Here is a 25,831-nt window from a genome sequence, read left to right as displayed (position 1 = left end):
AGTACGACATTCTGTTTTTATTTATTCCCGTAGTTAACCACCAAACCTCTAAATCATGAAAGTCGGATTATTTATTCCCTGCTATATCGACCAGTTTTATCCGCAGGTGGGCATTGCGACCCTGCAACTCCTCGAAAAACTGGGTTGTGACGTCGGATTTCCAACAAACCAGACCTGCTGTGGGCAACCCATGGGCAATTCCGGTTGCGAAAAGGACAGCGCTAAAACGGCACAGCTCTTTGTCGAAAATTTCAAAGATTACGATTATATTGTCGGCCCTACAGCCAGTTGCGTCGGGTACGTCAAAGAACACTACAATATCATTGAGCAAACCGTTGCTGTAAGTCATGTGCGCAGGCATATCTATGATTTAAGCGAATTTCTGCTGGATGTCCTGAAGATTGAAAAGCTGGATGTCTCTTTTCCCTATAAAGTAGGATTGCACCAAAGTTGTCACGGTCTGCGTGAGATGAGATTAGGCGCTTCATCCGAATTGAATGTAACCTATTTTTCCAAACAACGCCAATTGCTGGAAATGGTCAATGGACTGGAGTTTATTGAATTAGACCGTACGGATGAATGTTGCGGCTTCGGAGGTACCTTTTGTGTTTCCGAGGAGGCTGTTTCGGCCAAGATGGGAAAAGACCGCGTGGCTGACCATCAGCGAAACGGAGCGCAGGTCATTACAGGTGGAGATGTCTCTTGCCTGATGCATCTGGAGGGAGTTATACGCAGGCAGGGGACGGGGATAAAGGTTCTTCACCTAGCTGAAATTTTCAATGGAGCTACTATCTAATTTAACCGAAGCTAAATCTAAAATCATATTATCATGTCAGAACATGCCAATAAAGCATCTGCATTTATCCGGGATGAAGGCCGCACTGACTGGCACGACCAGGCGCTGTGGTTTGTCCGCAAGAAACGGGATATCCAGACCAAAAAGGTGGATGAATGGGAAACCCTGCGGGAAATAGCGTCCGGTATCAAGGCCAATGTACTGGCCAACCTCGATACATACCTGCTCCAGTTTGAAGAAAATGCATTAAAGAACGGCGCACAAGTCCATTGGGCTAAAGATGCTGCCGAACACAACGAAATCATTCTCAATATTCTCCGTTCTAAAGGAGTAAAGAAAATGGTGAAGAGCAAATCGATGCTCACTGAAGAGTGCCATTTGAATCCCTACCTTATAGAAAATGGCATTGAAGTGGTTGATACAGATTTGGGCGAACGCATCGTCCAATTGCGCAATGAGCCACCCAGCCACATCGTTCTTCCGGCCATTCACCTCAAAAAAGAGGATGTGGGCGAAACATTTTATCAATATCTCCATTCAGAAAAAGGAGCAAGTGACCCCAAATACCTGACTGAAGTAGCCCGCAAGCATCTCCGTGAAAAGTTCCTTGCTGCCGATGCCGCTTTGACCGGAGTAAACTTTGCTGTGGCAGATACCGGAGGATTTACAGTTTGTACCAATGAAGGCAATGCCGACTTAGGCGCTCATCTGGCTCCGATACATATTGCCAGCATGGGGATTGAAAAGCTGATTCCGAAACAGGAGCATTTGGGCGTATTCCTACGCATGTTGGCAAGAAATGCTACAGGACAGCCTATCACCTCCTTCTCTTCTCATTTTATCAAACCGCGTGAAGGTCAGGAACTGCATGTCGTCATTGTCGATAACAAACGTAGCGAACAGCTGGGACGTGCCGATTTTCGCAAATCGCTCTATTGCATCCGTTGCGGAGCATGCCTCAATACCTGTCCGGTTTATCGTCGCAGTGGCGGACACAGCTATAGTTACATAATACCGGGACCTATCGGCTCGATACTCTCTCCGGGTGTCGATCTTAAGAAACACTCCGCTATGCCATTTGCGTCTACGCTTTGCGGATCGTGTTCCGATGTCTGTCCGGTGAAGATTGACATCCACCACCAGCTCTATAAATGGCGGCAGATCGTGGCTGAACAGGGTGATTTTCCTGCGGTGAAGAAAATTTCGATGAAGATGATGGGATTTCTTTTTGCTCATCCGTCACTTTATCGCATAACCGGTAAGATGGGGCGGGTAGCGGTGAAGATTATGCCCCGCTTCCTCCTGTACAGCAAGCTCAATGCCTGGGGAATCAAGCGGGAAGTACCGCAGGCTCCGCCTCAAAGTTTCCGCGAATGGTACTTGTCACAGGAAAAGTATAAACACAAATGAATATGAGTAGTAAAGAATCTATATTACAGCGTATCCGGCAGAATAAACCTGATGCCTCACCACTTCCCGAGTTCGGATTGTTTGACGGGAAGCCTCGTGATCTGATTGCCGAATTTAAGGAGAATCTGCAATTTGTGGGTGGATTGGCTATCGAGCTGATGCCGGGTGAGGAGATTAATACACACATTGAGGCGAATTATCCTGATCTGGAAAAAATCTGCTCGTTGGTAGAAGGTGTCAGTCGGGCTAATATCAATGCCTCTTCCATAACAGACCCTCACCTCCTGAACGATATTGAGCTGGCTATTGTGCCGGGTGAATTCGGAGTAGCAGAAAACGGAGCTGTCTGGATTTCCGAAAAGTCGGTGTTACATCGTGTATTACCCTTTATAGTCCAGCATCTGGTTATTGTGCTGGATAAATCAAAACTAGTATGGAATATGCACCAGGCTTATCAGCAGGATGAGTTGCATAACGTTGGAGGATTCGGACTTTTTCTTTCCGGTCCTTCTAAGACAGCAGATATCGAGCAAAGTCTGGTGATCGGGGCGCACGGTAGCCGCAGTCTGATTGTTTTACTGGTATAAATCGTTCTTAAGTTGAGTTTTTGGTGTAAATGGGGGATGTCCGTTTTGTCGGAGTCCCCTGTTTCTTTTATGATCTTCCAGTAGCAGTTTTTATAATCATTCCGTTATTGTATAAACTCTCTATTTATTGAAAAAATCTCCTGTTGTTGCTTGTTATCTGGAGATCAAAAACAAACTCCATTCTTTGTAGCACTTCTCAATACAGTTTGTTTTTGATGCGATTACCGGTCTGTTTTTGATCACTTACTATAATATTCTTGCAATATGAAGATGTAAAACTGTACTAACCTGTTTGTAAGTGTGAAAAGGATAAGGTATGCAGGATTGTACTGTTAAACAAAGTTGTATTGAAGTGAAAGTATGCTCAAATAGTATGTTGTGCGACATAAAAGTACTACATTTGCAATGTGTTTTTCATGGTATTAGATTTTAAGGTTAATAAAGGGTTGAGGTTGTCGTGATGACAACCTTTTCTTTTTTGTATTAGATTGTATTTATGAAGAGACCAACTTTAAAAGTAAGTTAGATAGCAATATAACACAAAAGCGCCGGAGGTTTTGATTCTCCGGCGCTTTGTTGCTTATAAGACTATAAGTTTATTTTTTCAGGAAGCAGGTTTTCAAAACGATGCTGCTGCCATCGATTTTGCAATCTACTTCTTCAGGATTTTCGGTCAGACGGATGCTTTTTACTTTTGTACCGCGTTTGATTACCATTGATGATCCTCTTACTTTCAAATCTTTGATCACGGTTACCGCATCGCCATCCTGCAATACCGCACCATTACTGTCTTTAGCTACATCATCCTGCGTAGCCTCTTCTTCGCTACCTGTCCATTCGTATCCGCAATCGGGACATACATTCATTACCCCATCAAAGTAAGTGTTGTCCATATTACACTTCGGACAGCTTGGAAATTCACTCATAATTGTTTCTTAGTTTTTTAATTGGGTTGCAAAGGTAGTCATTTTTGACCAAAAACAAAGGAGTGGTAGTGAACGTAAAGATATTCAGATGCTTGCGGTTCAACTGTCTGTTTTGTCAATAATGAATAAATACCTGTTTTGTCAATTTGAGTACATTTTTGGAAATTATCTGTATGCCCGATCTATAGGTGTGAAACTATTTTTGTACTGCTGAAAAGTGTGCTTTTACATGACGGAGTACACCCTTTAAATGACTTTATCTAACCAAATATTTCAGACAATGCAAAAACGTTTTTCAGGCGTTGTGGTGCCAATGATTACTCCACTCAAACCGGATTTTACTGTAGATACTGAAGCGGTAAAAGTTATCATGAAAAGATTTGCCGCTCATGGAATACACCCGCTGGTGCTGGGTACAACGGGTGAGAGCTCTTCCATCGACGAAAAAGAGAGCCTCCGTTTTGTGGAAGCTGCCGTTGCCGCTAAAGGTGTGGGCCAGTGCGTCTATGCCGGATTGGTAGGTAATCAGGTTTCGGATTTGATTGAGCGTGGCAATAAGTTCATTGAATTGGGCGCCGATGTAGTGGTGGCTACTTTACCTTGTTATTATATCCTGACTCCTGAGCAAATGACTGCTTTCTACATTCAACTTGCCAATAACGTAAAAGGTCCTGTGATGGTGTATAACATTAAAGCGACCACCCAGATGTCTATTCCATTGGATGTGGTAAAAACATTGAGCAATCACCCGAACATCTGGGGACTGAAAGACTCAGAGCGCGATGCTGACCGCATGAAAGAGTGTATTGAAGCTTATAAAGACCGTGCTGATTTTGCTTACTTCTGTGGTTGGGGTGCTCAGAGCTATGGTAGCCTCGAGGCGGGAGCTGACGGAGTGGTGCCAAGTACCGGAAACATTGTTCCTGAGTTATACGGAAAATTATATGAAGCCGCACTTCAGGGAGACTGGGCTAAAACCAAACATTATCAAGACTTAACCGATGAAGTGGCGGTTATCTATCAGAAAGACCGCACGCTGGGACAGTCACTGGCTGCGCTAAAGGTAATGATGGATGGCGAAGGCATTTGCGGAACTGCCATGATGCCGCCTTTGACCGAACTTCCGGCTGAAGATGTAAAAGCTGTTTTAACCCGCTTCGCAGAATGGAAGAGCAAATTGGCCTGAGAAATACCTTTATTAATCTGAATAATCTAACGAAATGATACAAAACTCTATTCACCTGATTGACGTACTCATTGTTGTGGCGTCGGTGCTTTTTACCATTGGCGCAGGATTTTATTTTGCCAGAAGACAAAAAAGTTCCGACCGCTATTTTGCAGGAAGTAAGACCATTCCCGCGTGGGCAATCGGTCTCTCTATTTTTGCAACATTGCTAAGTAGCGTAACCTTTTTGGCTTATCCGGCAGCTGCGTATAAATCAAACTGGATTCTGCTGGTACAGGGCCTGATGGTGCCGATTGTCCTGGTCGGAATTATCGGATATATTGTACCGTTGTTCCGCAAGGTAATTCGCCTGAGTACCTACGAATATTTCGAACGACGCTTTGGTGTATTTGCCCGTATGTATAGTTCGATTGCTTTCCTGCTTACCCACTTTTCCAAAATGGGAACCGTGCTTTATCTGGTAAGTATTGCATTGAGTAGTTTTACCGGATTTAATGTATTTACCGTGATGATTATCCTGAGTATCGCGATTATTACCCTGACGGTTTTGGGTGGTATGGAAGCGGTAATCTGGATGGACGTAATTCAGGGATGCCTTTTGATTGGTGGTGGTTTGCTTTGTCTTGGAATTCTATTATTCCGTCCCGAATGTGGCCCGATGACAACGCTTCATCAGGCTTTTGATATGGGTAAAATAGATGTTGGCCCGTATGATTTCAGTTTTGCCGACCTGACCTTCTGGGTAATGGTAATTAACGGTGCTTTTTATGCCTTGCAGAAATACGGAACAGACCAAACCATCGTTCAACGTTATCTGGCTGCAAAATCAGATAAAGATGCCAAGAAGGCAGCTTATATCGGGGTATTTGCCAGTGTAGCGGTTTGGACGTTGTTTATGTTGATTGGAGCGTTGTTATATGTATTCTATCACACCGGGAATGTTTCTCTGCCTGCGGATATTAATGCCGATAAAGTATTCCCTTACTTTATTAGTACGCAACTTCCGACCGGAGCTGTAGGGCTTGTGCTCTCGGCGCTTGTGGCAGCAGCTTTGGCAAGCTTGCAATCAGACCTCAACTGCATATCTGCGATTGGGGTAGAGGATTATTACCAACGCATAAAACCCAACTGTACTGATAAACAACGCCTGAGAATGGGCCGGATTCTGGTTTTCACTGCCGGATTGATTATGATTACTGTTGCCACTCTTTATATTAAATGGGAAGGAGAAGGTGTGCTCGGTGTTGTATTCGGGTTATACGCTATCTTCTCTGCCGGTATCGTGGGTATCTTCCTGCTCGGCTTGTTGTCGAGAAGAGCTAATTGGCAGGGACTTTACATCGGTATCGGTGTATGTATCCTCTTTACCGCTTATGCCGTATTGACCTCTACAAAAGTAGGAGCGGACGGCAGCGAGCATGTGATCTTGGATTTGGGTAAATACAATTTCCCGCACCATAAGTATATGCTGGGGGTCTATAGTCACATCATTGTATTTGTGGTAGGGTACATCGCCAGTATGTTCTTCAAAACCGAACCGGCAGAGGCACACCTGACGCTGTACGGCTATTTCAAGGAAAAGACTAAATAATTAAACTGACTTTGTTCTATAACGAAAAGAAATAATGAATTCAACTCTGTTATTGCAGCCCGGAAGTATAGCTTTCGGACCTGATTGTCTGAAGAAACTGGCAGAAGACCGTTTGATTAGTGTATCCGAACGCATCTTGCTATTGGTGGCGACTCCGGTGCTGGGCGCTGTGGAAGCTCCGGTCGCAGTGATGAAAGCTGCCGGAAAAAGTGTAGAAGTATTTGAATACAACTTCCCGGGCGAACCGACTTTTGCCTTGTTTGATACATTGGTGGAGAAAACCAAACCGTTTAATGCAGACTGTATCGTCGGAGTAGGAGGCGGGAGTGTTCTGGACTGTGCTAAACTGCTGGCAGCATTAACCCATAATACCCAAAAACTCGAAGATGTGGTTGGTATCGGATTCCTGAACGGTCGTTCGATGAAGCTTATCTGTGCTCCTACAACTGCGGGAACCGGTAGTGAAATGTCTCCTAATGCTATCTTGCTAAATGAAGTGACAATGGCAAAAAGCGGTATTATCAGTCCTTATCTGGTGCCGGATACCGTATATATTGATCCGGCACTGACCGTTTCATTACCTTCACGCCTGACTGCCGAAACAGGCATGGATGCACTTTGCCACTGTATTGAGGCATTTACCAATAAATTCGCTCATCCGGCAGTAGATACATATGCGCTGAGAGGTATCGGACTGATTGCTGAGAATCTGGAAAAAGCGTGTAAAGACGGGGCTGATATGGATGCCCGTTCAGCATTGGCACTCGGTTCAATGTATGGCGGTATGGTACTTGGTCCGGTTAATACTTCTGCTGTTCATGCTCTGTCTTACGGTTTGGGTGGTAAATTCCACGTTCCTCACGGATTGGCGAATGCTATTCTTTTGCCGGAAGTATTGCGTTTTAATATGTCAGCCGATGTAAAGCGTCATGCTGAACTGGCCATTGCTCTCGGAGTGGCTCCACAAGCTACAGACGAAGCTACTGCCCTTGCCGGTATTGAGAAAGTGGAAGCGATTTCCAAAGCTTGCGGCATTCCTCAGCACCTGACAGAAATAGGTATCACCGAAGAGGTTTTGCCTGAACTGGCTGATATTGCGATGAACGTTACCCGTTTGTTGAATAACAATCCACGCGTGGTGACTAAGGAAGATGCAATTGCGATTTACAAGAAACTTTTATAATACACAGACCTGACAGGTTTTCAAAACCTGTCAGGTCTAAAAGCACACTCCACATGAAACCCATTTTAGGAATAAGCATGGGCGACCCGGCCGGAATCGGACCGGAGATCTGCCTCAAAGCGTTATCTGACGCTTCAGTATATGACCGTTGCCGCCCTATGGTAGCCGGTGATGCCTCTGTAATGAAACAGGCTGCTAAGAACCTTGGTAGTTCGCTTAAAATCAACGCTGTTAAATCTGTCTCGGATGCGAAATTTGAGATTGGTACCGTAGATGTATATGATTTAGCCAATGTAAATATTGCTGAGCTCAAACCGGGCGAAGTATCGGCTATGGCAGGTAATGCAGCATTCGAAGCGGTACGAACCGTGATTGACCTGGCTTTGGCCGGGGAAATTGATGCAACAGTGACTGCCCCAATCAATAAAGAATCTATCCACACAGCCGGACATAAATTCTCAGGTCACACCGAGATATATGCTCATTATACCAACACTGCTAAGTTTGCCATGTTGCTGGCTGATGAAAACCTGCGTGTAATCCATGCTACTACACACGTGTCGTTGCGTAAAGCGTGTGACCTTTGTACCAAGTCAAGGGTGTTGGAAGTAATTCAGTTGCTCAATGATGCCTGTGTGCAGTTTGGAATGGAAAATCCGCGTATCGCTGTAGCCGGATTGAATCCTCATGCCGGAGAGAATGGCTTGTTTGGTGACGAAGAGATTAATGAGATTATTCCTGCCATTCAGGAAGCTAATGCAAAAGGCTATAACGTGGAAGGACCTGTACCGCCCGACACGATGTTTGTAAAAGCGGTTCAGGGCAAATATGACGGGTGCGTGGCGATGTACCACGACCAGGGACACATTCCGTTCAAACTCGAAGGTTTCCAGTGGGATAACGAGAAACAGACCATGAAGAGCGTGAAAGGGGTAAATATCACTCTCGGATTGCCTATTATCCGTACTTCAGTGGACCACGGAACTGCGTTTGAGATTGCCGGAAAAGGTATTGCCTCACCGGATGCATTGCTGGTGGCAATCGACTACGCTATTCTGATGGCTAAACACCGCAAGAAATGATAACCGTACTGGCTGACGACCTTACCGGAGCGGCTGAAATGGCAGGTGTCGCTATGCGCTATGGCCTTCGGGTGGCATTTGGTATCGAATCGATACCTGATGTTGAATCCGATGTGTGTGTTGTAGCGACTGATAGTCGTTCCGCTTCAGAAGAAGAGGCGTTTACCCAACACTTGCAGTTGACAAGGGATGCCTCCAAGCCACAGGGTTTCCTTTTCAAAAAGACCGACTCCGTGCTTCGTGGGCATGTGCTGGCGGAAATAGAGGCGCATTTGCAGGCAACGGGTAAAACATCCGTATTGCTTCAACCAGCCAATCCTTCGGTCGGTCGTTGCATTCGTGAGGGACAATATTGGGTAGGAGAAAGGTTATTACACGAGACGGGTTTTGCCACAGATCCCGACTTTCCGGCAAAAAGTTCTTCAGTAAAGGAGTTGCTTTTGCAACGCAGTCCGGAGTTCGCAGCTAAAAAGGAGTGGAATATTTCAACAGAATTTACTCCGAATGGAATTTGTATTCCCGAAGCTGTTTCGGTTGAAGATATGGCAAAGGCTTTGACGGAGGTTTCTCCTGATACTATGATGGCAGGCAGTGCTGCTTTCTTCGAACAGGTTTTGATTCACAAATTTGGTGTAACAGAGCAACCGGAAATCGTTAGTAAGGAAATCAACTCCGATTTCCTGATGATTTGCGGAAGTACACACCCGCAAGGCCGCCGCTTTGTGGAGGAGATCCGTGATACGGGATGTCCGGTGCACTATTTTCCCAAAGCTTTATTGGAGGAAACAGAACCTGAAGGTGAAACTGGCCGTTGGTCTGCCGAAATGTCCGATATCTGGAAAGAGACGCACCGGTTGGTGCTTTCGATTTCCAATGAGCGGATAAGTTATCCAAACAGTTCTTCCATCCTGGGATTGCGCATGAGCAAAGTAATTCAAGATATTCTGGACAAATGTGATGTGCGTGAATTGCTGATAGAAGGTGGAGCTACAGCTTTCAGCGTAATGAAATTTCAGCAATGGGACACGCTGATACCCGTTCAGGAGTTGGCACCCGGAGTTGTTCGCATGCAGGTTTCGCACCGACCATCGCTTTACCTAACCATCAAACCCGGTAGTTACCTTTGGCCAAAGTATTTAGGGGGAGTAGAGAGTTAAAAAACTTCGTGTTATTGTTTTATTCAGATATAGCCTGACAGGATTCGTTCTTGTCAGGCTTTTTTATGCGCTTCAGGTTACGTTTTCGCTTTCTGGTCGTCAATAGAATACTGTCATGGTTTTAATTAACAAAATATATCACACTTGTTGCAACCGGATGATATTTCTCTTCCGTCTAACAGACAAATTCAATCAGAAAACCAGAAAATATTAAGCGATAACTCTATGAAAACAACAACTACCATTAGTCAGCTAAGAAGGATAACGTGGATTGTCCTGTTTAGCATTCTTTTCCCGGTTGCAATATGTGCAGCATCCTTGGGAAGTGTGAAAGGTCGCATCGTGGACCAGAAAAAGCAGCCGTTGGAATTTGCCACTGCGGCTTTGTTGCGTGCCAATGATAAATCGTTGGTTAAAGGAAGTGTTACTAACCGTTCGGGTGAATTTGTGATTGATAAAGTGGTGCCGGGTACTTACATTGTTACCGTTTCTATGTTGGGTTACAATAAAGTGGAGACAGAGAAATTTGAGATTGCTGCCAATGCTCGTGTAGAGCGTACCATTGTACTGAAAGAATCGACTCACCAACTGAAGGAAGCGACAGTAGTAGCCAAACGGAAATTTATCGAACAGCAGGCTGATAAGATGGTGATTAATCCCGAAGCATCTATTACTACATCTTCGGAAAATGTGTACGAGATACTGAAGAAGTTGCCGGGTGTATCGGTCGATAACAATGATAATATCAGTCTGAAGGGCAAACAGGGCGTGAAGGTGATGATTGACGACAAACCGACTTACCTCTCAGCCGACCAGCTGGCCAACCTGCTTAAAGGTATGCAGGGCAAGAACGTCGATAAGATTGAGATTATTGAAAATCCATCGGCCCGATACGATGCGGAAGGTAATTCCGGTATCATTAATATCAAGACGAAGCACATCAAGGCGCCGGGTTTCAACGGAAACGTGAGCGCGGGTCTGAATATTGGCAAACGTTTGGGGGATTTTGCCACCATTGACCTGAATGCCAATTCAGGCAAACTAAACTTATACGGCAACTACTCCTTCTACGATTGGAGGGGCTGGCATACGATGGATGGCACGCGACGTTTTACCTCTTCGGCATTGGCAGGTGCTTACCAGAATATCTATGCGAAAGATAATAACAACGGTAACGCACATAACTTCAAGGTAGGGGCGGACTACTATTTAGCCAAAAATCATGTCGTGAGCGTGATGTTTCGCGGATCCTCCGGCTATAACCTGGGAGACGGGGCTTCTCAGACATCCTTCTCAGACCGTAATCAGAAGCTGGATTCTACCATCATTACCTCTATGGATGACGATGCCCGTTGGCACAATTTTACCTACAATGCCAACTACAAATGGGACATTGACAGCACCGGACGTTCGTTGACTGTAGATGCCGACTATGCGAAGTTTTATTTCAAATCAACCAATAATCAGTCCAGTAAATATTACAACAGTATTGGCCAGGACCTGAACCGTGATTTCGGATTGTTGGGTATTCAGACCGGAGACATCGACATCTTTACCGTGAAGGCTGATTACGTTCATCCGTTGAATAAGAAAATTACAATTGAATCCGGATTAAAAACAAGTTTTGTAACCAATGATGGAAAATCAGATTTTGATGTGGATGATCAAACCGGTACTGTCTGGAATAATGATCTTAGCAAGCACGACCATTTTATATACGATGAAAATATTAATGCGGCTTACGTTAGCGGCCGCGGGCAGTTTGGTAAAACCTCGCTGCAACTGGGATTGCGCGTTGAGAATACCAACTCCAAAGGAAACTCGCTCTCGATGAACCGCGTGGATAAGAACCATTACACCAACTTGTTTCCTTCGCTCTTTATTCAACAAAAACTGAATGACAACAACCAGTTGGGATTCTCATACAGCTATCGTATCGGACGTCCGAGTTACCATATTCTTAATCCGTTTGTCTGGATACTTGACCCTTATACTTACATGAAGGGCAATCCGTTCCTGCAACCGCAGTTTACCCATTCGATGAGTGTGAATCATAGTTATAAAGGTAAATTCATTACCACGGTAGGCTATAATTACACCAAAGACCTGTTTACCGAGGTGATTCAACAAAATGATGAGACCAAAGTGATTTACCAAACCAATGAAAATCTAAGCAACGCCATTGATCTTAACGCTTCCGAGACTGCACAGCTGGAGTTGACCAAATGGTGGCGGTTAAATGCAACCGTGACGGGAATGTTTAAGAAGGTGACTTCCGACTTTGCCGGAGCGACGAAGTTTGAGCGATGGAGCTACAGCGGAAACATGACCAACAGCTTCACCTTGCCAAAGGACTTCGGAGTGGAACTATCGGGTCGCTACCAGTCCAAACAGTTATGGGGAAACTTCTACATCTACGATAGTTATGAAGTGGATCTAGGTATCCAGAAGAAGTTGCTGAATAATAAAGGTACTTTGAAGATCTCTGTCAATGACCTCTTTAATACCAATCGGGGAGGAGGTTACACCAAATATGCCAATGTGGATCTGAATGTGATGAATCATTGGGATAGCCGTAAGCTGAACATCTCTTTCAACTATCGCTTTGGTAAGGATAATTTTAAAACAAGAGCTAACCGTTCCACGGCATCGAGCGAAGAGCAGAGTCGGAGTGCGAAGTAATTGGATTTCGATAAAATATATACCTGACAGGTTTTGAAAACCTGTCAGGTATAAAGTTGTAATTAGGTTAACTTTCTCGAGCCGTAGCGTTGTGAAACGTTGCGGTTTGTCTTTTTATCCCCGCAAATCAAACATTCACCGACTTCTTCCCGCCTTCTGTAATAAATGTTGCAGAACGAATGCAGCCTAACAAGTACTTTTGCACCAAACATAAAAATAGAGGGATATATGTTGGTAAACAAGTACACTATTATCAGTTCTTTATTAGGAATCTTCTTATTTTTTGCCAATCCAGTTTTTGCATCACAATCAGATTCAATAACATTGAAACGACCCAAAGTCGCTCTCGTATTGAGTGGTGGCGGTGCAAAGGGCTTCTCCCACATCGGAGTGCTGAAGGTGCTGGAAGAGGAGGGCATTCCTGTCGATATTATAGTGGGAACCAGCATAGGAAGTCTGGTCGGTGGGATTTATGCGATGGGTTATTCTTCTGATGAGATTTACCGCATCGCCAAGGCACAAAAGTGGGACGCGTTACTGAAAGACGAAGTTCCACGGGCCTATTTGTCAAGGCATGACCAGATGATTCGCCAGCGATACCTGCTTTCGCTTGATGTAGGACTTGATAAGAAAATCGGACTTCCCCAGGCGCTTAAGAAAGGTCAGAATGTGATGAACCTCTTTTGCGGACTTGCCGGCAATGTGCCGGTGGACATGGATTTTTCCAAACTTCCTATCCCTTTTGCCTGTGTGGCTGCCGACCTGGAGACGGGGCAAGAGGTAGTAATGAAAGATGGATTCCTGCCTACTGCGATGTTTTCGAGTATGGCGATTCCGACGCTTTTCCAATCGCCCCAGCGTAATCAGCGAACATTGATTGATGGGGGAGTGGTGAATAATTTCCCTATCGATGTGGCGAAAGAGATGGGTGCGGATATCATCATCGGTGTCGATTTGCAGCGCGACCCACCCAAGAAGAATGAGCTTAACTCAATGGATATTGTGGTCAACCAGTTGGTCGCATTTATGAGTAAGGAAAAATATGCCCAAAACACCCGAATGTGTGATATTCTCATTCGTCCGGATGTAACTAAATACTCGATGCTGACCTTTACGGGGGAGGCGCTGGACTCCTTAACCCTGAGAGGTCGGGAAGCTGCCGACAAATACCGGGAAGAGTTCCGGAGGATAAAGACAAAATATCATCTGGAGCCGAAAGTGCGTTCCCGGCAATACATCATGCCTGAAAAGTGGCACGTTGGTCAAATCAGTTTCAGAGGAAATTACACACTCGACGAAGAGTTCCTGAAAGGGATGATGGGACTGACCCTGCCTGGAAATTACTCTTACCAGGAAATTAAAAACGCGATTGACCGGATATATGGTTTGGGTGGATTCGAACGTATCTATTTCGACCTGACCGGAGCTGAGTCCAAGACCTTGAATCTGGATGTGATTCCGCAAAAAGTGAGGTCACAGAACTTTGGCTTCAAGGCAAATACCACCGATGCAGCCGCATTGATGTTTAATATTTCGAAGAAAAGCTATGGCAACCGGTTTACCCTTTTGTCAGGCAATGCGGAGTTTTCGGCCAATCCCGGTCTGAGCCTGATTGCGGAGAGCAGTAACCGAAACTTCATGACGCTTGGTGCTGAGATAAAGGGAAAATTCCAGCATATTAATGTCTTTGAGGACGGACATAAGGCGTTTAATATAGATATATTTTACACCTCCGCTTCGGCCTATTTGTACCAGTCTTTTTTGTCGAAATGTAATGCCGGAGTGGGTGTCCGGGAAGAGTTTTTCAAAGGAGATATATTTTCCAAGAATGACTATCAGATTTTATCACCGGATAAGTCCACATTTTGGGTGACCAATCCCTATGTCTGGTTTTCGCTGGATAATCTGGATAATTACTATTTTCCTACTAAAGGAACCAATCTCTATATGGAGTTTTCACTGAACACAGATTTGCATACGCTTGAGAAAATGACCCCGACATTGTTGATCCGGATGAATAATACCATTCCGGTGTCGCATAAAGTGGCTCTTCAGACAGCATTTTACAGCCGTATGCTTTTCAATAAAGATTATCCGCTGGCAAAAATAACGATGGTGGGCGGGGAATCTTATTCGCAGTATTTCAATCACCATTTGCCTTTTATCGGATTGCCGCCGGTGATGCTGGCAGACCGTTATGCCTATATCGGTTCGTTGGGCGCCCGATATCATTTGTCCGAAAACAGATACGTATCGGTGCTTCTGAATGAATTATTGCAGACGGATGATGCGATTCGGAACCTAAACTTCAGGTCGGTCTTTGGCGGTGGCGTAAAATACTCCATCAAGACAGCAGTAGGGCCGTTGGATATTGGTGTAGGATTGTCTGATTTGTACAAACGACCGACATTCTCTGCCAATCTCGGGTTTTGGTTTTAAGACGCTATTTTTGACGGACGATTTTGTGTGAAAATGCTCCGATACCTACAGTGATCATGTGCATGTTTCCATTGTACCCCGGATAATAAGCTGCAAACTGAGGTAAAGCGTATTCATATCGTAGGCGAAGTATCCATCGTGTCTTTACCCAACCTGTGTATGTGACAAAATGCTCGTCGCCTTTTCCCAATTTAATATCGAGATTTGCACCAATGGTGTATGTAGTCTTGAAAGCCATTTTAAACGTGGATAATTCCGGGTATTTATCGATTTGATCCTGTGGTGGCTCGACATTACTACCTCCGATGCCGGTAAAGGGAACCAACTTTATTTTGCGGGTTTCAATTGCAGCATAACCAACTGAAAATTCCCAAAGAAAGAATTCTGCATCAGCTCCTTTAGTCCAGATGAGATTTGACGAAGGTATGTCTTTGAGAGTCGTGGTAAGTCCGATAAAATCACGTTGGAAAAAATGAAACCTTTTATAGCTGGCAGAAAACTCTAAACCTATATAAGCTGGAACGTCAAAATGTTCCTTCAGCTTGTTTGTCAGCGGACCAGCCCCTAAAAAGAACTCATATCCCCATCCCCAGTTTGATGCTCCCCATTTGTAGCGGATATATTCACGGGTATAATCCACAGCATAAGAGTTTGGATATGTTTTGAGAAACCAGTCGGCACGGTCGTTTAATTGTTCTTGCGTGATGTCGGGAGTATCAGCATCTTTCTTAAGTCCGAGTGTCAGGTGCATGTCCAGGATTTCTTTCTCCTCATTTGTGATGGATGCATTTTCAATATATTGAAAAAGATCCTCTTTGTGGTTGTAACTTTTGACACGAAGTCTTTCGAAAAGATTATCATCAGGTGGTTCAATCTTGTTTCTGTTTGGGTGCAGCACATTCTTATAATCCCTGATGTCATTCAGAATGGGCTGATACTCTTTTGTCCAGAAGAGAATCAACCATTTTTCTCCGGGATAAAGAGCCCGGTAATTTTCATTTTCCAGACTTAGCAGATAATCTTTTATCTCTTTGACCTTTACCATATCTCCTTCGAGGAATTTTTCCAGAAGTAACACTCTTCCATTACTGATCAGCATTGTTTTGCTGGTTCCCATTTTTATAATTTCCTGTTGAAGAGTGTCATTCTGGGCATAAAATGTCTGGCTAAATAGGAAAATAGCTATTGAGAATAGACATGTTTTCATTGTGTTATGGGTTTAGGATTGATTCTGTATATCCATTTTGTATGGGGATACTTATTTCCGATAAAGAATTTTTTGATTCCCCAGATTGTTCCAATTACCCCGGCGGCGATAAAGGGGGATGTGATGATGATAAATAAACCTTCATAGATAACGCTTATAGGGTTAATCCCTAATTCGGCGATTATGCTAGTCAGAGTAATAAGGCATCCCAGAGTTATATTAACTCCCAGATATGTAGATAAAAATCCGAGAATACTGAGACCAATCGTTTTTTTTCTGATTTCGTTGATGTTTTTCAGAAGAATAGTATCTCCGTTTAGGGCAATGGAGGAGTCGGAGACGATGTCCAGCTTTCCGGTTACTTTGGAATTGTCAAACCGGATGATGCTAATCTTCTTGTTTTCTTTGATGACAACTGTTTTGCCGCTATTCCTTTTGATCACCTGTAGGGTAGTATCGGTTTGAGCGATGCAAACGGATAGTAGGAAAATGTTGATTATGGAAAATAGAATGATCTTCTTCATGGTAATTCAGGCTTTTGTGAAAAATGAGAAGATTATAAGGTTTAGATTACGAACGTCTTTGCTTCAGGTTATGCAATACTACATCATTCAGATGTTTGGGTGGCACTTCAAAAGACATTTGGACTAAGCTGTTCAGGATAGTTTCTTTAAAATAAAACAGATGACGGAAGATTATGTTTTTTCTTGCCGGTAATGACTCGTTGAGCATCCTTAAAGGATTAAAAAAAGCTATCTTTGCACCAACTTTGTAAGAGAACCACGCTATGATTTTAACAAACTACATCTCCATCCCTGAATTAATCCTTGTCGGTGCAGCTTTTCTGTTTCTGGTAGTCCAGCTTATTTACATACTTACGCTTTACAGACGTATCATTGTCCAAACCAAAAAGCAGAAGCGGGGAGATATATCCTATACTACCGAGCAGCCGCCGGTTTCGGTGGTGGTGTATGCCTGCAACGATGCCGAGAATCTGGAAAAGTTCCTGCCGGCCATCCTGAAACAAAACTATCCGAAGTTTGAGGTCATCGTGGTTAATGATGGATCCACCGATGAGACAAAAGAGGTACTTGCCCAGCTCGAACCGACCAATCCGCATCTTTACCAGACCTATATTCCCGAAGAAGCTAAAAACCACAGCCGTCGCAAGCTGGCAATGAGCGTTGGGATTAAAGCGGCAAAATACGATTGGATTCTGACCACCGATGCCAACTGTGAGGTGGCGGGAGAGGAGTGGATCGCTACAGTGGCCCGCAACTTTACCGAAGATACCCAGGTGGTGATTCTTTATACTTCCTATTTATTCCCCGAGGCCATAGCATCAGCTTGGCGCTCTTTGGATAATCTATTTTTCAACATGCGCTTCCTGGGGTTGGCATTGGGTGGAAATCCTTTTATGGGAGTACGCCGCAATCTGGCTTACCGCAAAGAGCTGTTTTTCAAAAACAGAGGCTATTCCGGTTATCTCAACCTGCGTGACGGCGACGACGACCTCTTCATCAACCGTGTGGCTTACCGTGAGAATACCCGCATCGAGATTGCGGAAGAGGCCATTACCCGTGCTGATTACTACCTCTTCGATAAAGCCTGGCGCGAGCAGAAACTGGCTTATGCCATCACTTCCCGCTACCTGAAAAAACGGGGCGCCCTGACTTTCGGATTCGAGAGTTTGACCCGTTATCTGTTTTATGCAGCCATCATCACAATGTTTGTTTTAAGTTTCTGCCACTGGATATTGGCGGTAGCGGGAGGGATTTTCTTCCTGGGACGTTTCATCCCACAGACTATTGTTTTCAGAAAGACAGCGAAGATATGGGGCGAACAATACTATTATTTACTTCTGCCGGTATATGACCTGTGGCAGCCGATGGTTGACTTTATCTACCGCATAAAAGGGAGAACGAGTAAGAAGAAGTAAGATATTTTCTTTATATGTCCTATATTTTTGACCGGATGTCCCAAAAGAAAAATCATTAATTCAAGAGTAACAAATTGTAAGTACAAACCGCCCCAAGCCCCTAAAGGGGATGTTTGAAAGTGCAAATCTGGAACTAAATCCCACTCTTCAAAGTCCCCTTCAGGGGAATCGAAGATCGGCGTAGCCAATTAGGGGCGGAAAGAACAGACGAACTATCAATATGTAAGTTTGATTATGAAAGAATTGACTTTTGGGATACCCGGTCAATAAAACGGAAAAGCCGTTTAATCAGCCAGTAAGTGCCGGTTATACGGCTTTTTTGATTTAAATTGGCAATCTCTGTCAACATCATTTCTATCTCTGTCAAATTGATTTCGATCTCTGTCAGACCGATTTCGATCTTTGTCAAGATGATTTCTATCTCTGTCAGACCGATTTCTATTTCTGTCAAGCTGAATTCGATCTTTGTCAAGATGATTTCTATCTCTGTCAAACCAATTTCGATCTTTGTCAAGTTGATTTCTATGTCTGTCAAATTGATTTCGATCTCTGTCAAGCTAATTTCTATGTCTGTCAAACTGATTTCGATCTGTGTCAGACTCTTTTCTATGAGATTTACCCCTTCATGGATGAATGCAAAAAAGGCTCCCCGCTGGTGCAGAGAGCCTTTTGTCTGTGTCAACCGCTTATCGAAAGCGGATTATGTAGTCGGATTGTCAGTCGGGGTAGTTCCTGATGATGGCTTGCTGCCACCGCTCAGTTGCGCCACCACTTTGCCAAAGGTAAAACGATCCTTGCGGAGTTTATCATTTTTATAGTGTTTTGAGGCATACTTGCAAATGCTGATTATTTCGGTGTAAATTCCGTTTAGCGCGTCGGTAGCCTCCTGTGTATTGCTTTTGGAGGTTGATTTTTGTATCTCCTGAGTTACATTGGCGGTCTGGAATGCATCTGTATAGCTGATGATTCTATCAATCAATGTTCCGTTTATTCCCTTAGCCGTAACGGACTGCCGCAAAGCCTCGGTCATCCCGTTGTTAAATCCAATCAGCAGTGCCGAAAGCGCCTCGTGGCTTCCCCTCTGTACATCGCGGATGTACTTTTCGATACTCAGCGTCTTCAATGTTTCGCTGCAAAAAGAGGGATTGTCCCTGAAATCTTCTTCTACCTGGGTTTTGAAGAAAGCCACGTCGTTCTTAGCTGCACTTTGAATCTCTTGCAGGCTGTAAGTAGCATCACGTTGTCCCTTCAGGTTGTCTGAACTTACATACTTAGTAGAAGTGTCATTGATTCGCTTTTTCAGGTCTTTCAGATAGTCCGGAGTCCAATTGCCACGCAGGGGAGAGAGTTCCGTGAAATGCTCTTCGAAGTGTCCGGCAATGATTAGGCTGGCAGTCACCATCTCGATGTCAGTGCATGAATAAATCTTTTTGTTAGCCATAATGTGTGATTTTGATAGGTGAGTAAAACAGTTGTTAATCTCTAAATGCTTTGTTGTAAGCATGATGATTATTCCTGTATTACGTGAATATCACTTAGCTTACTTTGCAAATATAGAAAATAAATTAATTGGCAAATACATCAAAAAGAATTTTATTGCAGAAAAATGTTTTTGTTTTGATTGATTCGGTTAATAATATCTTTCGAAAGGGTTGGAGATGTGCGGGGGAATTGGTAGGTTTGTGGCGGGATAAGTCGTCTAAAGCATTCTATATATGAAAACATGCAATTTGTCTGTAAAAGTAAAATCAACGATTATTATGGGAGTATCTGTTTTCATAATACTCTTTTCGTTATCGCTATATTTTAGTTACAATAGATACAATAGAAAATATGTTTGGTCTACATTAGAATATAATTTGCAATTACCCAATGATCCTTCTTTTGAGGCTATTGATAAAACATTCTATAAAGAGCCCTTTTTTGGAGATACAGCTATGCATAAGCAAACATGTAATATATACAAATCAGTGATAAATGAAAAGATGAGAAGTACGTATGCTTGTCAATTGAAAAATTATCATTGTAGTGCACTTCTGAAAAATGACACGTTAATTGTTGATATGTGTTTTAATACAGGATTTACAAGTGATGGTTTGAATATAACGATAGTGAAAAATAAATATTCAATATTACCATATCGAACTTCTGATAATATTATAGAAGGAGCGAAGAAATATTATCCGGAAATTAAATGTCAGAAACTGGTTTTAAATAAGCCAGACTATTTAAAAGAAGAAATTATATATGGGTCTTTTTATCTTCATACAAAAGATCGATATGGAATTGTCGAATATAGGTCTGGAGAATTTAAGTGTAAAATAGAAACATCTCCTATATCACGTAAGATTAATCACAAATAGATAGGGCCTAATAACGTAAGTTTAAGCCCCTCTTTCGCGCAAGTCTAATTAAAGGTATTCAGTGCCTAGCGCAAGTTTTAGCGCAGCGGGAACTTGTGCTGGAAACCAGCGCAGTCTGTGACTGAGAAGATAGTAGGATAAGATGCCTGAGAGGATATTCAGTTTGAAAACTGAATCTATTTTGTGTCCAAGTACCTGCTGCGCGAAGAATAGAACTAGGTGCTGAGTGCAGGATTTTAGGCTTGAAAGAATTGGGGAGGATAAGTACTTATTACTAGCTACTATTTGAAGACAAAGCAAACGCAACTGACAGACAAAAAATGATAACAAAATAAACAGAATGAACAAAATGCTTTTCAAAAAAATATATGCAACCATTATGACATTAGCTTTGGGCTCATTGTGTTTAGCAGTTTCATATAAGGTTCATAATGAAAACCAAGTTAACCTATCTGACTTAGCACACTTCACAGGGACTTTGACAAATTTCTATCTGACCGACAAGAGTTCAGTTGTAGGTGGAAAGGTTAGTATTAATAAAAAATTTGTGGCTCTCGAAATTGCCGGTCTTGACCAAAACATTAGAGTTTTTAGACCAAGCCAAAATTACAGCGACTTTTTTCAAACGGTAAAAAAAGGAGATGTCGTTTCAATTTACTTCCGAAAACACTCAGCGGATTATTTTAATTCAGACCTTTATCAAGTAGAAATAAACGGTGAGAATTATTTACAAATTGACGAAGTGAAGCATAATCATAGCAAAGCAAGTATTGCGACACTATTAGTAGGAATTTTTATATGCAGTATGTCTATTTATGTTTGGAGAAACGCTGGGAAATAAATGAAGAAATGAGTACCCCCACTGACGTGGCTTTAGCGAAAGCGTAATCCCTCTTTCGCGCAATTTTAATCAATGGTAGTCAGTGTTTCGCGAGTCTGAGCGCAGCGGGGTCTTGTGCTGGAAATGCAGTCTATGACTGAGAAGATCGTAGGATAAGATACCTGAGAGAAAATTCAGTTTGAAAACTGAAACAATTTGAGTCAGAGTCCCCTCACTGGCGCGGGTTTAGCGAAAGCGTAACCCGTGCCCAAAACTGAGACAGCTTGTAGCTGTCTTTTTCAATAAGCTTAATGAGCGTATATTTGTAGTACTGAATTCTTCGAATTCTAAAACAGCTACAAGCTGTTTAAATTTCCAGCACGAGAACGCTTCGCTAATCTCGCGCTAGGGGAAACAAAAAAACGTCTGATAGAAATATAATCTGTCAGACGTTTTTTTTGTTGGGTTGCAGTGATTATTTGTAAACAAATAGTCGCTCAGAAAGCGGGTTGAATTGTTTCTCCCCAGGTTGGAACGTAGGAGCCCCGAACGGCATTTGGGCCGTCAATTTCCAGTCAGCAGGTAATGACCATTCTTTTTTTACTTCCTCTTCGATCAGTTCATTGTAGTGCTGCAATGAAGCACCGAGTCCCTCCAATTCAAGTCCGCTCCAGATCACGAATTGTAACATCCCGTTAGATTGCTGAGACCAAATCGCAAAGTTATGCGCGTAAAGAGGGAATTTTTTTTGAAAAGTCTCAACCACGCTGCTGTTTTCAAAGTACAAAACAGTCCCATAACCGCTTTTAAAAGAATTGATCTTTTCCTCTGTCGGAGTAAACTTTTCAGGTGGAACAATTTTTCGCAATGCTTCCATCGTGATGTTCCACAATTTGTCGTGTTCGGACTTTAATAAAAGCACTACCCTTGCACTCTGTGAGTTAAACGCTGACGGAGTGTGTTTTACTGCATGAGCAACCACCTCTTCTATTTTCTCATCCGAAACTTTTATTTCTTTTCCTATTCCATAGAATGTGCGTCTGTCAGCTACAGCTGCATAAAAATCTTTTGCCATGATTTTATCTCCTTTTTATTTGTTACTTATTTATAGAACAAAGTTATGACCATAATTCTCTCAGGAATTACACAAAACGGTAATGGTGTGGTACATTCAGGAAAAGATATGTGTAAGGTTACTACAACGACCAGACATGAACCAGTGACTATGTGATTCTGTTAGATGTAATGTCTGATTGCTGCACATCCTTTAATGTGAACGGGTCGGAAACAGAGGTTACACTAATTAAATCATGGAATTATGGAACATAACAGTGTTGCACTTCACAGAGTGCTAAAAACAACTCCCGAAAAGATTTATCGTGCTTTTACAGATCCTCTTGCGCTCGCATCGTGGATACCTCCGTATGGTTTTTTATGTATAGTCCATAGTATGGATGTAAAGGTTGCCGGACAATTCAGGATGTCTTTTGTGAATTTTTCGACGGGAAACGGACACTCCTTTGGTGGTACTTATCAGGAATTGATTCAGAATGAATTTATAATGTACACGGATCAGTTTGATGATCCTAATTTGCCGGGAGAAATGGTAACATCCATCACGCTGAAAGAGGTGATCTGTGGTACAGAATTACATATCATTCAAACGAATATTCCGGCTGTCATTCCAGTTGAAATGTGCTATCTCGGATGGCAAGAGTCTCTGGAAAAACTGAAGAATCTGGTAGAACCGGATATCCCGGACGCTTGAATAGAGGAAGTATTATAGGGTGTAGAACAAAAAAGGTATGTAAGTAAGATTTCATACAAACAGCGAGGGGGCAAACACAAAGTTGCCCCCTCGCTGCATAAGAAAACCTTTGTGGTCCTCTGTGCAAAATCTCTGTTGTTCTCTGTGATACTAAAACAAGTCAGGACGTCTTCCGGTACCGCATAATCGCAAGCGAAAACATAATGGAAGCATACACCACCAACGCCGCAAACTCGCGGAAAACATCGGCCAAACCGGCGCCTTTGAGAATCACCCCCCGCATGATTTTGACAAAATAGTAGAGCGGATTGATGTAATCGAGCCGTTGCGCCCACAGCGGCATACTCTCCACCGGAGTGAAGAGCCCACTCATCAGGAGGAAGACCATCATAAAGAAATAGACCGAGAAGGTCGCCTGTTGCTGCGTCTCGCTGATGGTCGAGATAAAGAGTCCGGCCGACAATACCAGCACCAGATAGATAGAGGCGAGGAAAAAGAGCAGTGGCAGGCTTCCCCGGATGGGAATGCTAAAGACCAGTTTGGCCAACGTCAGACCAAAAGCAAGATCAAAGAGTCCAATGACCAGAAAGGGGAGCAATTTTCCCGCAATGAACTGCCATTTTTTGATCGGAGTAACGTTGATTTGCTCAATCGTTCCCAGTTCCTTCTCCCGCACCAGATTCATACTTCCCAGCAACATCCCCACAATGGTGATCAGGATCACGAGAATCCCCGGCGCCATGTAGAATTTGTAATTCAGCTCCGCATTGTACCAGAAGGAGGGGGTGACATTGATCGTCGTCGGTTGCATCTGGCTCACCACCGCCTCTTTTACCCGTATCTGATGGGCAAAATCGGTAATGATGTTGGAGAGGTAGGCCGAGCCCAACTGTGCCGCATTACCATTAATAGCATCTACGAGTATCTGCACATCGGCTCCTTCGTGCAGGGTAAGCTTCTTGTCGAAGTCTTTCGGGATTACTAATGCCAGATCAGTCTTGGTCGCTTGAATCAGAAGTTCGGCTTCTTTGGCTGAGGTGGGGAAATAATCCACATGAAAGAGTTTATTTCCCATCACCTGATGAATCAGTTGACGCGAAGCAGGAGAGTGGTCGTTATCTACCACTGATATATCCAACTGCTTGATCTCAAAGGTGGCGGCAAACACCAGTATCAGCATCTGCACCATCGGCATGGCAAAGATGATCGGCAGCATACTCTTGTTGCGGAATATCTGGGTAAATTCCTTTTGAAGGATGTAAAAGAGGATTTTCATGTTTATGATCATTTAAACCCCTAAATCCCCTGAAGGGGACTTTGCCGCAGTGGAAACATTGATTTTACTACGGCAAGAGGGTTGTTAAACACGTATTCAGTTAATATTTTGCACTTTATAAGTCCCCTTTAGGGGATTTAGGGGTGAACCTTATCCGGTTGCAGTTAGTGTTTTTCCCTCCTTCGGAGGGTCCTGATAGCATTCGGCAGGGGGAGGTCATAATCTCACCTTAAATTTCTTCATACTGATTACAATAAACAATACGGAAAAACCGATCATAATCAATGTATGTTTCCAAACCAACGTCAGGTCCGCCCCTTTGAGCATTACCATGCGTACCGTTTCCACAAACCAACGGGGAGGCATTGCCTGAGCGACTACCTGCAATGGAAGCGGCATGTTTTTTATCGGGAAGATAAACCCGGACAAAAGGATAGAGGGAAGCATTAATACAAATCCCGAAATCGCCATCGCCACCATCTGATTCGCTGCGATCGTTGAAATCATAATCCCCAGGCTCAATGCCAGGAAGATATACAGTAACACCTCAAACATCAATAACATCAGTTCACCCCGAATAGGAAGGCCAAAGAGGAATGTCCCCAACCCGACAATCACAATCGCATTCAGAATGGAAAGAATCATGTAAGGTGTGACCTTGCCCAGGATGATTTGAATCGGTTTTAACGGAGAGGCGAGGAGGATCTCCATCGTTCCCATCTCTTTTTCGCGGGCAATGGTGATGGCTGTCATCATAGCAGAAATCAGCATCAGGATCATTGCCATCAATCCCGGGATGAAGTTGAAGGCATCCTTCATGTTTTCATTATAGAGCATGCGGGTCTTGATGTCAATGTCCGGTTTGATCGACAGTTTTGCTGCCGTAGCCTGCATATTGCTGTTGATGATCGCCGTAGTATAATTGACTACCAGCTGTGCTGTGTTTGGCTCAGAAGCATCGGCAATCAATTGCACGGATACTTTACCCTGATGAGTCAGCTTTTGAGCAAACTTTGGCTCAAAGACGATGATCTCTTTGGCTTGACCGCTACGCAAAAGCTCTTCGTATTGGGCGGGATTATCCGTTACGGTAACCAGCTGAAACCAGGGAGAGGCTGCAATCTGGTTGGTAATCTTGCGCGATAGTTCATCTTTGGAAAAATCGGCCACCGCTACTTTTACGTCCCTTACCTCACTCGAAAGTGCATAACCGAAAAGCAACAGTTGCACAATGGGAATCCCGAAAAGGATAACCAAAGTCCGTCTATCGCGGAAAATATGGAGAAACTCCTTTTTGACAAAAGCGTAAAATCGTTTCATAGTTAAAAGGGAAGACCCCACCCCGGCCCTCCCCAAATGGGAGAGAGTAGGGAGTGCGGATATTAATTGGTTATTTTTTATGTCTCATCTCAGTAGAAT

22 protein-coding genes are annotated in these 25,831 nt (G+C 43.5%); 14 read left to right on the top strand and 8 right to left on the bottom strand.

Going from position 1 to position 25,831, the window contains the following annotated elements:
• The first annotated feature begins 55 nt into the window (after nucleotides 1–55).
• Genes MLE17_RS00790 through MLE17_RS00780 form a run of 3 tightly spaced genes read left to right on the top strand, consistent with a single transcriptional unit; the run spans nucleotide 56 to nucleotide 2,793 of the window.
• A complete protein-coding gene (locus tag MLE17_RS00790; protein ID WP_243345493.1) occupies nucleotides 56–796 on the top strand; it encodes a (Fe-S)-binding protein in 741 nt (246 codons plus the stop codon).
• Nucleotides 797–826: 30 nt separating this feature from the next.
• On the top strand, nucleotides 827–2,206 hold the full coding sequence (locus MLE17_RS00785) for a lactate utilization protein B (protein ID WP_243347070.1): 1,380 nt from the start codon (nucleotides 827–829) through the stop codon (nucleotides 2,204–2,206).
• Nucleotides 2,207–2,208: 2 nt separating this feature from the next.
• On the top strand, nucleotides 2,209–2,793 hold the full coding sequence (locus MLE17_RS00780; protein ID WP_243345492.1) for a lactate utilization protein C: 585 nt from the start codon (nucleotides 2,209–2,211) through the stop codon (nucleotides 2,791–2,793).
• A gap of 596 nt (nucleotides 2,794–3,389) precedes the next feature.
• On the opposite strand, the gene MLE17_RS00775 is transcribed toward MLE17_RS00780, so the two are convergent.
• A complete protein-coding gene (locus MLE17_RS00775; RefSeq protein ID WP_243345491.1) occupies nucleotides 3,390–3,719 on the bottom strand; it encodes a zinc ribbon domain-containing protein YjdM in 330 nt (109 codons plus the stop codon).
• Nucleotides 3,720–3,999: 280 nt separating this feature from the next.
• Between MLE17_RS00775 and MLE17_RS00770 the strand changes: the two genes are divergently transcribed.
• The 7 genes from MLE17_RS00770 (at nucleotide 4,000) to MLE17_RS00740 (ending at nucleotide 15,039) form a co-directional block, all read left to right on the top strand.
• Nucleotides 4,000–4,905: a dihydrodipicolinate synthase family protein gene (locus tag MLE17_RS00770; RefSeq protein ID WP_243345490.1), complete on the top strand. Its 906-nt coding sequence runs from the start codon at nucleotides 4,000–4,002 to the stop codon at nucleotides 4,903–4,905.
• Between the two features lie 34 nt (nucleotides 4,906–4,939).
• Nucleotides 4,940–6,496, top strand: a complete 1,557-nt coding sequence (locus tag MLE17_RS00765; RefSeq protein ID WP_243345489.1) for a sodium:solute symporter — start codon at nucleotides 4,940–4,942, stop codon at nucleotides 6,494–6,496.
• A gap of 34 nt (nucleotides 6,497–6,530) precedes the next feature.
• Nucleotides 6,531–7,679: an iron-containing alcohol dehydrogenase gene (locus tag MLE17_RS00760; protein WP_243345488.1), complete on the top strand. Its 1,149-nt coding sequence runs from the start codon at nucleotides 6,531–6,533 to the stop codon at nucleotides 7,677–7,679.
• Nucleotides 7,680–7,732: 53 nt separating this feature from the next.
• Nucleotides 7,733–8,761, top strand: a complete 1,029-nt coding sequence (pdxA, locus tag MLE17_RS00755) for a 4-hydroxythreonine-4-phosphate dehydrogenase PdxA (protein ID WP_243345487.1) — start codon at nucleotides 7,733–7,735, stop codon at nucleotides 8,759–8,761.
• Complete coding sequence (locus MLE17_RS00750; RefSeq protein WP_243345486.1) at nucleotides 8,758–9,918, top strand: four-carbon acid sugar kinase family protein; 1,161 nt, start codon at nucleotides 8,758–8,760, stop codon at nucleotides 9,916–9,918. The genes pdxA and MLE17_RS00750 overlap by 4 nt, the downstream gene beginning before the upstream one ends.
• A 225-nt stretch (nucleotides 9,919–10,143) precedes the next feature.
• Nucleotides 10,144–12,600: an outer membrane beta-barrel protein gene (locus tag MLE17_RS00745; protein WP_243345485.1), complete on the top strand. Its 2,457-nt coding sequence runs from the start codon at nucleotides 10,144–10,146 to the stop codon at nucleotides 12,598–12,600.
• Between the two features lie 324 nt (nucleotides 12,601–12,924).
• Entirely contained in the window at nucleotides 12,925–15,039 is a 2,115-nt protein-coding gene (locus MLE17_RS00740) for a patatin-like phospholipase family protein (protein ID WP_243345484.1), read from the top strand.
• A gap of 4 nt (nucleotides 15,040–15,043) precedes the next feature.
• On the opposite strand, the gene MLE17_RS00735 is transcribed toward MLE17_RS00740, so the two are convergent.
• The gene (locus MLE17_RS00735) at nucleotides 15,044–16,246 is read right to left on the bottom strand and encodes a hypothetical protein (protein WP_243345483.1); all 1,203 of its coding nucleotides are present in this window, start codon (nucleotides 16,244–16,246) and stop codon (nucleotides 15,044–15,046) included.
• The gene (locus tag MLE17_RS00730) at nucleotides 16,243–16,770 is read right to left on the bottom strand and encodes a hypothetical protein (protein WP_243345482.1); all 528 of its coding nucleotides are present in this window, start codon (nucleotides 16,768–16,770) and stop codon (nucleotides 16,243–16,245) included. Before MLE17_RS00730 ends, MLE17_RS00735 begins: the two co-directional genes overlap by 4 nt.
• 263 nt (nucleotides 16,771–17,033) lie before the next feature.
• Here MLE17_RS00730 and MLE17_RS00725 point away from each other — a divergent pair, with 263 nt between their 5' ends.
• Nucleotides 17,034–18,185 (top strand): glycosyltransferase, encoded by a 1,152-nt coding sequence (locus tag MLE17_RS00725; protein ID WP_243345481.1) that lies wholly within the window; start codon nucleotides 17,034–17,036, stop codon nucleotides 18,183–18,185.
• Between the two features lie 232 nt (nucleotides 18,186–18,417).
• On the opposite strand, the gene MLE17_RS00720 is transcribed toward MLE17_RS00725, so the two are convergent.
• Nucleotides 18,418–18,867 (bottom strand): hypothetical protein, encoded by a 450-nt coding sequence (locus MLE17_RS00720; protein ID WP_243345480.1) that lies wholly within the window; start codon nucleotides 18,865–18,867, stop codon nucleotides 18,418–18,420.
• An 18-nt stretch (nucleotides 18,868–18,885) separates the two neighbouring features.
• Nucleotides 18,886–19,626, bottom strand: coding sequence for a hypothetical protein (locus tag MLE17_RS00715; RefSeq protein ID WP_243345479.1), 741 nt, complete (start codon nucleotides 19,624–19,626; stop codon nucleotides 18,886–18,888).
• Between the two features lie 274 nt (nucleotides 19,627–19,900).
• Between MLE17_RS00715 and MLE17_RS00710 the strand changes: the two genes are divergently transcribed.
• Together MLE17_RS00710 and MLE17_RS00705 are read left to right on the top strand one after the other, a co-directional pair.
• Nucleotides 19,901–20,548: a hypothetical protein gene (locus MLE17_RS00710; RefSeq protein WP_243345478.1), complete on the top strand. Its 648-nt coding sequence runs from the start codon at nucleotides 19,901–19,903 to the stop codon at nucleotides 20,546–20,548.
• 340 nt (nucleotides 20,549–20,888) lie between these two features.
• Nucleotides 20,889–21,389 carry a hypothetical protein gene (locus tag MLE17_RS00705; RefSeq protein WP_243345477.1) on the top strand — a complete coding sequence of 167 codons (501 nt, stop codon included), beginning with the start codon at nucleotides 20,889–20,891 and terminating at the stop codon, nucleotides 21,387–21,389.
• A 454-nt stretch (nucleotides 21,390–21,843) separates the two neighbouring features.
• Here the strand turns inward: MLE17_RS00705 and MLE17_RS00700 are convergent, their stop codons facing one another.
• On the bottom strand, nucleotides 21,844–22,443 hold the full coding sequence (locus tag MLE17_RS00700) for a nitroreductase family protein (protein WP_243345476.1): 600 nt from the start codon (nucleotides 22,441–22,443) through the stop codon (nucleotides 21,844–21,846).
• Between the two features lie 243 nt (nucleotides 22,444–22,686).
• Between MLE17_RS00700 and MLE17_RS00695 the strand changes: the two genes are divergently transcribed.
• On the top strand, nucleotides 22,687–23,136 hold the full coding sequence (locus MLE17_RS00695) for an SRPBCC family protein (RefSeq protein ID WP_243345475.1): 450 nt from the start codon (nucleotides 22,687–22,689) through the stop codon (nucleotides 23,134–23,136).
• A 160-nt stretch (nucleotides 23,137–23,296) separates the two neighbouring features.
• On the opposite strand, the gene MLE17_RS00690 is transcribed toward MLE17_RS00695, so the two are convergent.
• On the bottom strand, nucleotides 23,297–24,412 hold the full coding sequence (locus MLE17_RS00690) for an ABC transporter permease (RefSeq protein ID WP_243345474.1): 1,116 nt from the start codon (nucleotides 24,410–24,412) through the stop codon (nucleotides 23,297–23,299).
• A gap of 216 nt (nucleotides 24,413–24,628) precedes the next feature.
• On the bottom strand, nucleotides 24,629–25,732 hold the full coding sequence (locus MLE17_RS00685; RefSeq protein ID WP_243345473.1) for an ABC transporter permease: 1,104 nt from the start codon (nucleotides 25,730–25,732) through the stop codon (nucleotides 24,629–24,631).
• Nucleotides 25,733–25,831: the final 99 nt, after the last annotated feature.

The sequence above is a fragment of the Parabacteroides sp. FAFU027 genome, from assembly GCF_022808675.1.
Taxonomy (GTDB): domain Bacteria; phylum Bacteroidota; class Bacteroidia; order Bacteroidales; family UBA7332; genus CAXXIC01.
The sequence above is the reverse complement of the archived record's forward strand: the minus strand, read 5'-3'. Positions and strand labels throughout refer to the sequence as shown.

Coding starts and splice junctions, on each gene's coding strand:
- MLE17_RS00790 (WP_243345493.1), top strand. CDS start 56: ATGAAAGTCGGATTATTTATTCCCTGCTATATCGACCAGTTTTATCCG.
- MLE17_RS00780 (WP_243345492.1), top strand. CDS start 2,209: ATGAGTAGTAAAGAATCTATATTACAGCGTATCCGGCAGAATAAACCT.
- MLE17_RS00775 (WP_243345491.1), bottom strand. CDS start 3,719: ATGAGTGAATTTCCAAGCTGTCCGAAGTGTAATATGGACAACACTTAC.
- MLE17_RS00770 (WP_243345490.1), top strand. CDS start 4,000: ATGCAAAAACGTTTTTCAGGCGTTGTGGTGCCAATGATTACTCCACTC.
- MLE17_RS00765 (WP_243345489.1), top strand. CDS start 4,940: ATGATACAAAACTCTATTCACCTGATTGACGTACTCATTGTTGTGGCG.
- MLE17_RS00760 (WP_243345488.1), top strand. CDS start 6,531: ATGAATTCAACTCTGTTATTGCAGCCCGGAAGTATAGCTTTCGGACCT.
- pdxA (WP_243345487.1), top strand. CDS start 7,733: ATGAAACCCATTTTAGGAATAAGCATGGGCGACCCGGCCGGAATCGGA.
- MLE17_RS00750 (WP_243345486.1), top strand. CDS start 8,758: ATGATAACCGTACTGGCTGACGACCTTACCGGAGCGGCTGAAATGGCA.
- MLE17_RS00745 (WP_243345485.1), top strand. CDS start 10,144: ATGAAAACAACAACTACCATTAGTCAGCTAAGAAGGATAACGTGGATT.
- MLE17_RS00735 (WP_243345483.1), bottom strand. CDS start 16,246: ATGAAAACATGTCTATTCTCAATAGCTATTTTCCTATTTAGCCAGACA.
- MLE17_RS00730 (WP_243345482.1), bottom strand. CDS start 16,770: ATGAAGAAGATCATTCTATTTTCCATAATCAACATTTTCCTACTATCC.
- MLE17_RS00725 (WP_243345481.1), top strand. CDS start 17,034: ATGATTTTAACAAACTACATCTCCATCCCTGAATTAATCCTTGTCGGT.
- MLE17_RS00715 (WP_243345479.1), bottom strand. CDS start 19,626: ATGGCTAACAAAAAGATTTATTCATGCACTGACATCGAGATGGTGACT.
- MLE17_RS00710 (WP_243345478.1), top strand. CDS start 19,901: ATGAAAACATGCAATTTGTCTGTAAAAGTAAAATCAACGATTATTATG.
- MLE17_RS00705 (WP_243345477.1), top strand. CDS start 20,889: ATGAACAAAATGCTTTTCAAAAAAATATATGCAACCATTATGACATTA.
- MLE17_RS00700 (WP_243345476.1), bottom strand. CDS start 22,443: ATGGCAAAAGATTTTTATGCAGCTGTAGCTGACAGACGCACATTCTAT.
- MLE17_RS00695 (WP_243345475.1), top strand. CDS start 22,687: ATGGAACATAACAGTGTTGCACTTCACAGAGTGCTAAAAACAACTCCC.
- MLE17_RS00690 (WP_243345474.1), bottom strand. CDS start 24,412: ATGAAAATCCTCTTTTACATCCTTCAAAAGGAATTTACCCAGATATTC.
- MLE17_RS00685 (WP_243345473.1), bottom strand. CDS start 25,732: ATGAAACGATTTTACGCTTTTGTCAAAAAGGAGTTTCTCCATATTTTC.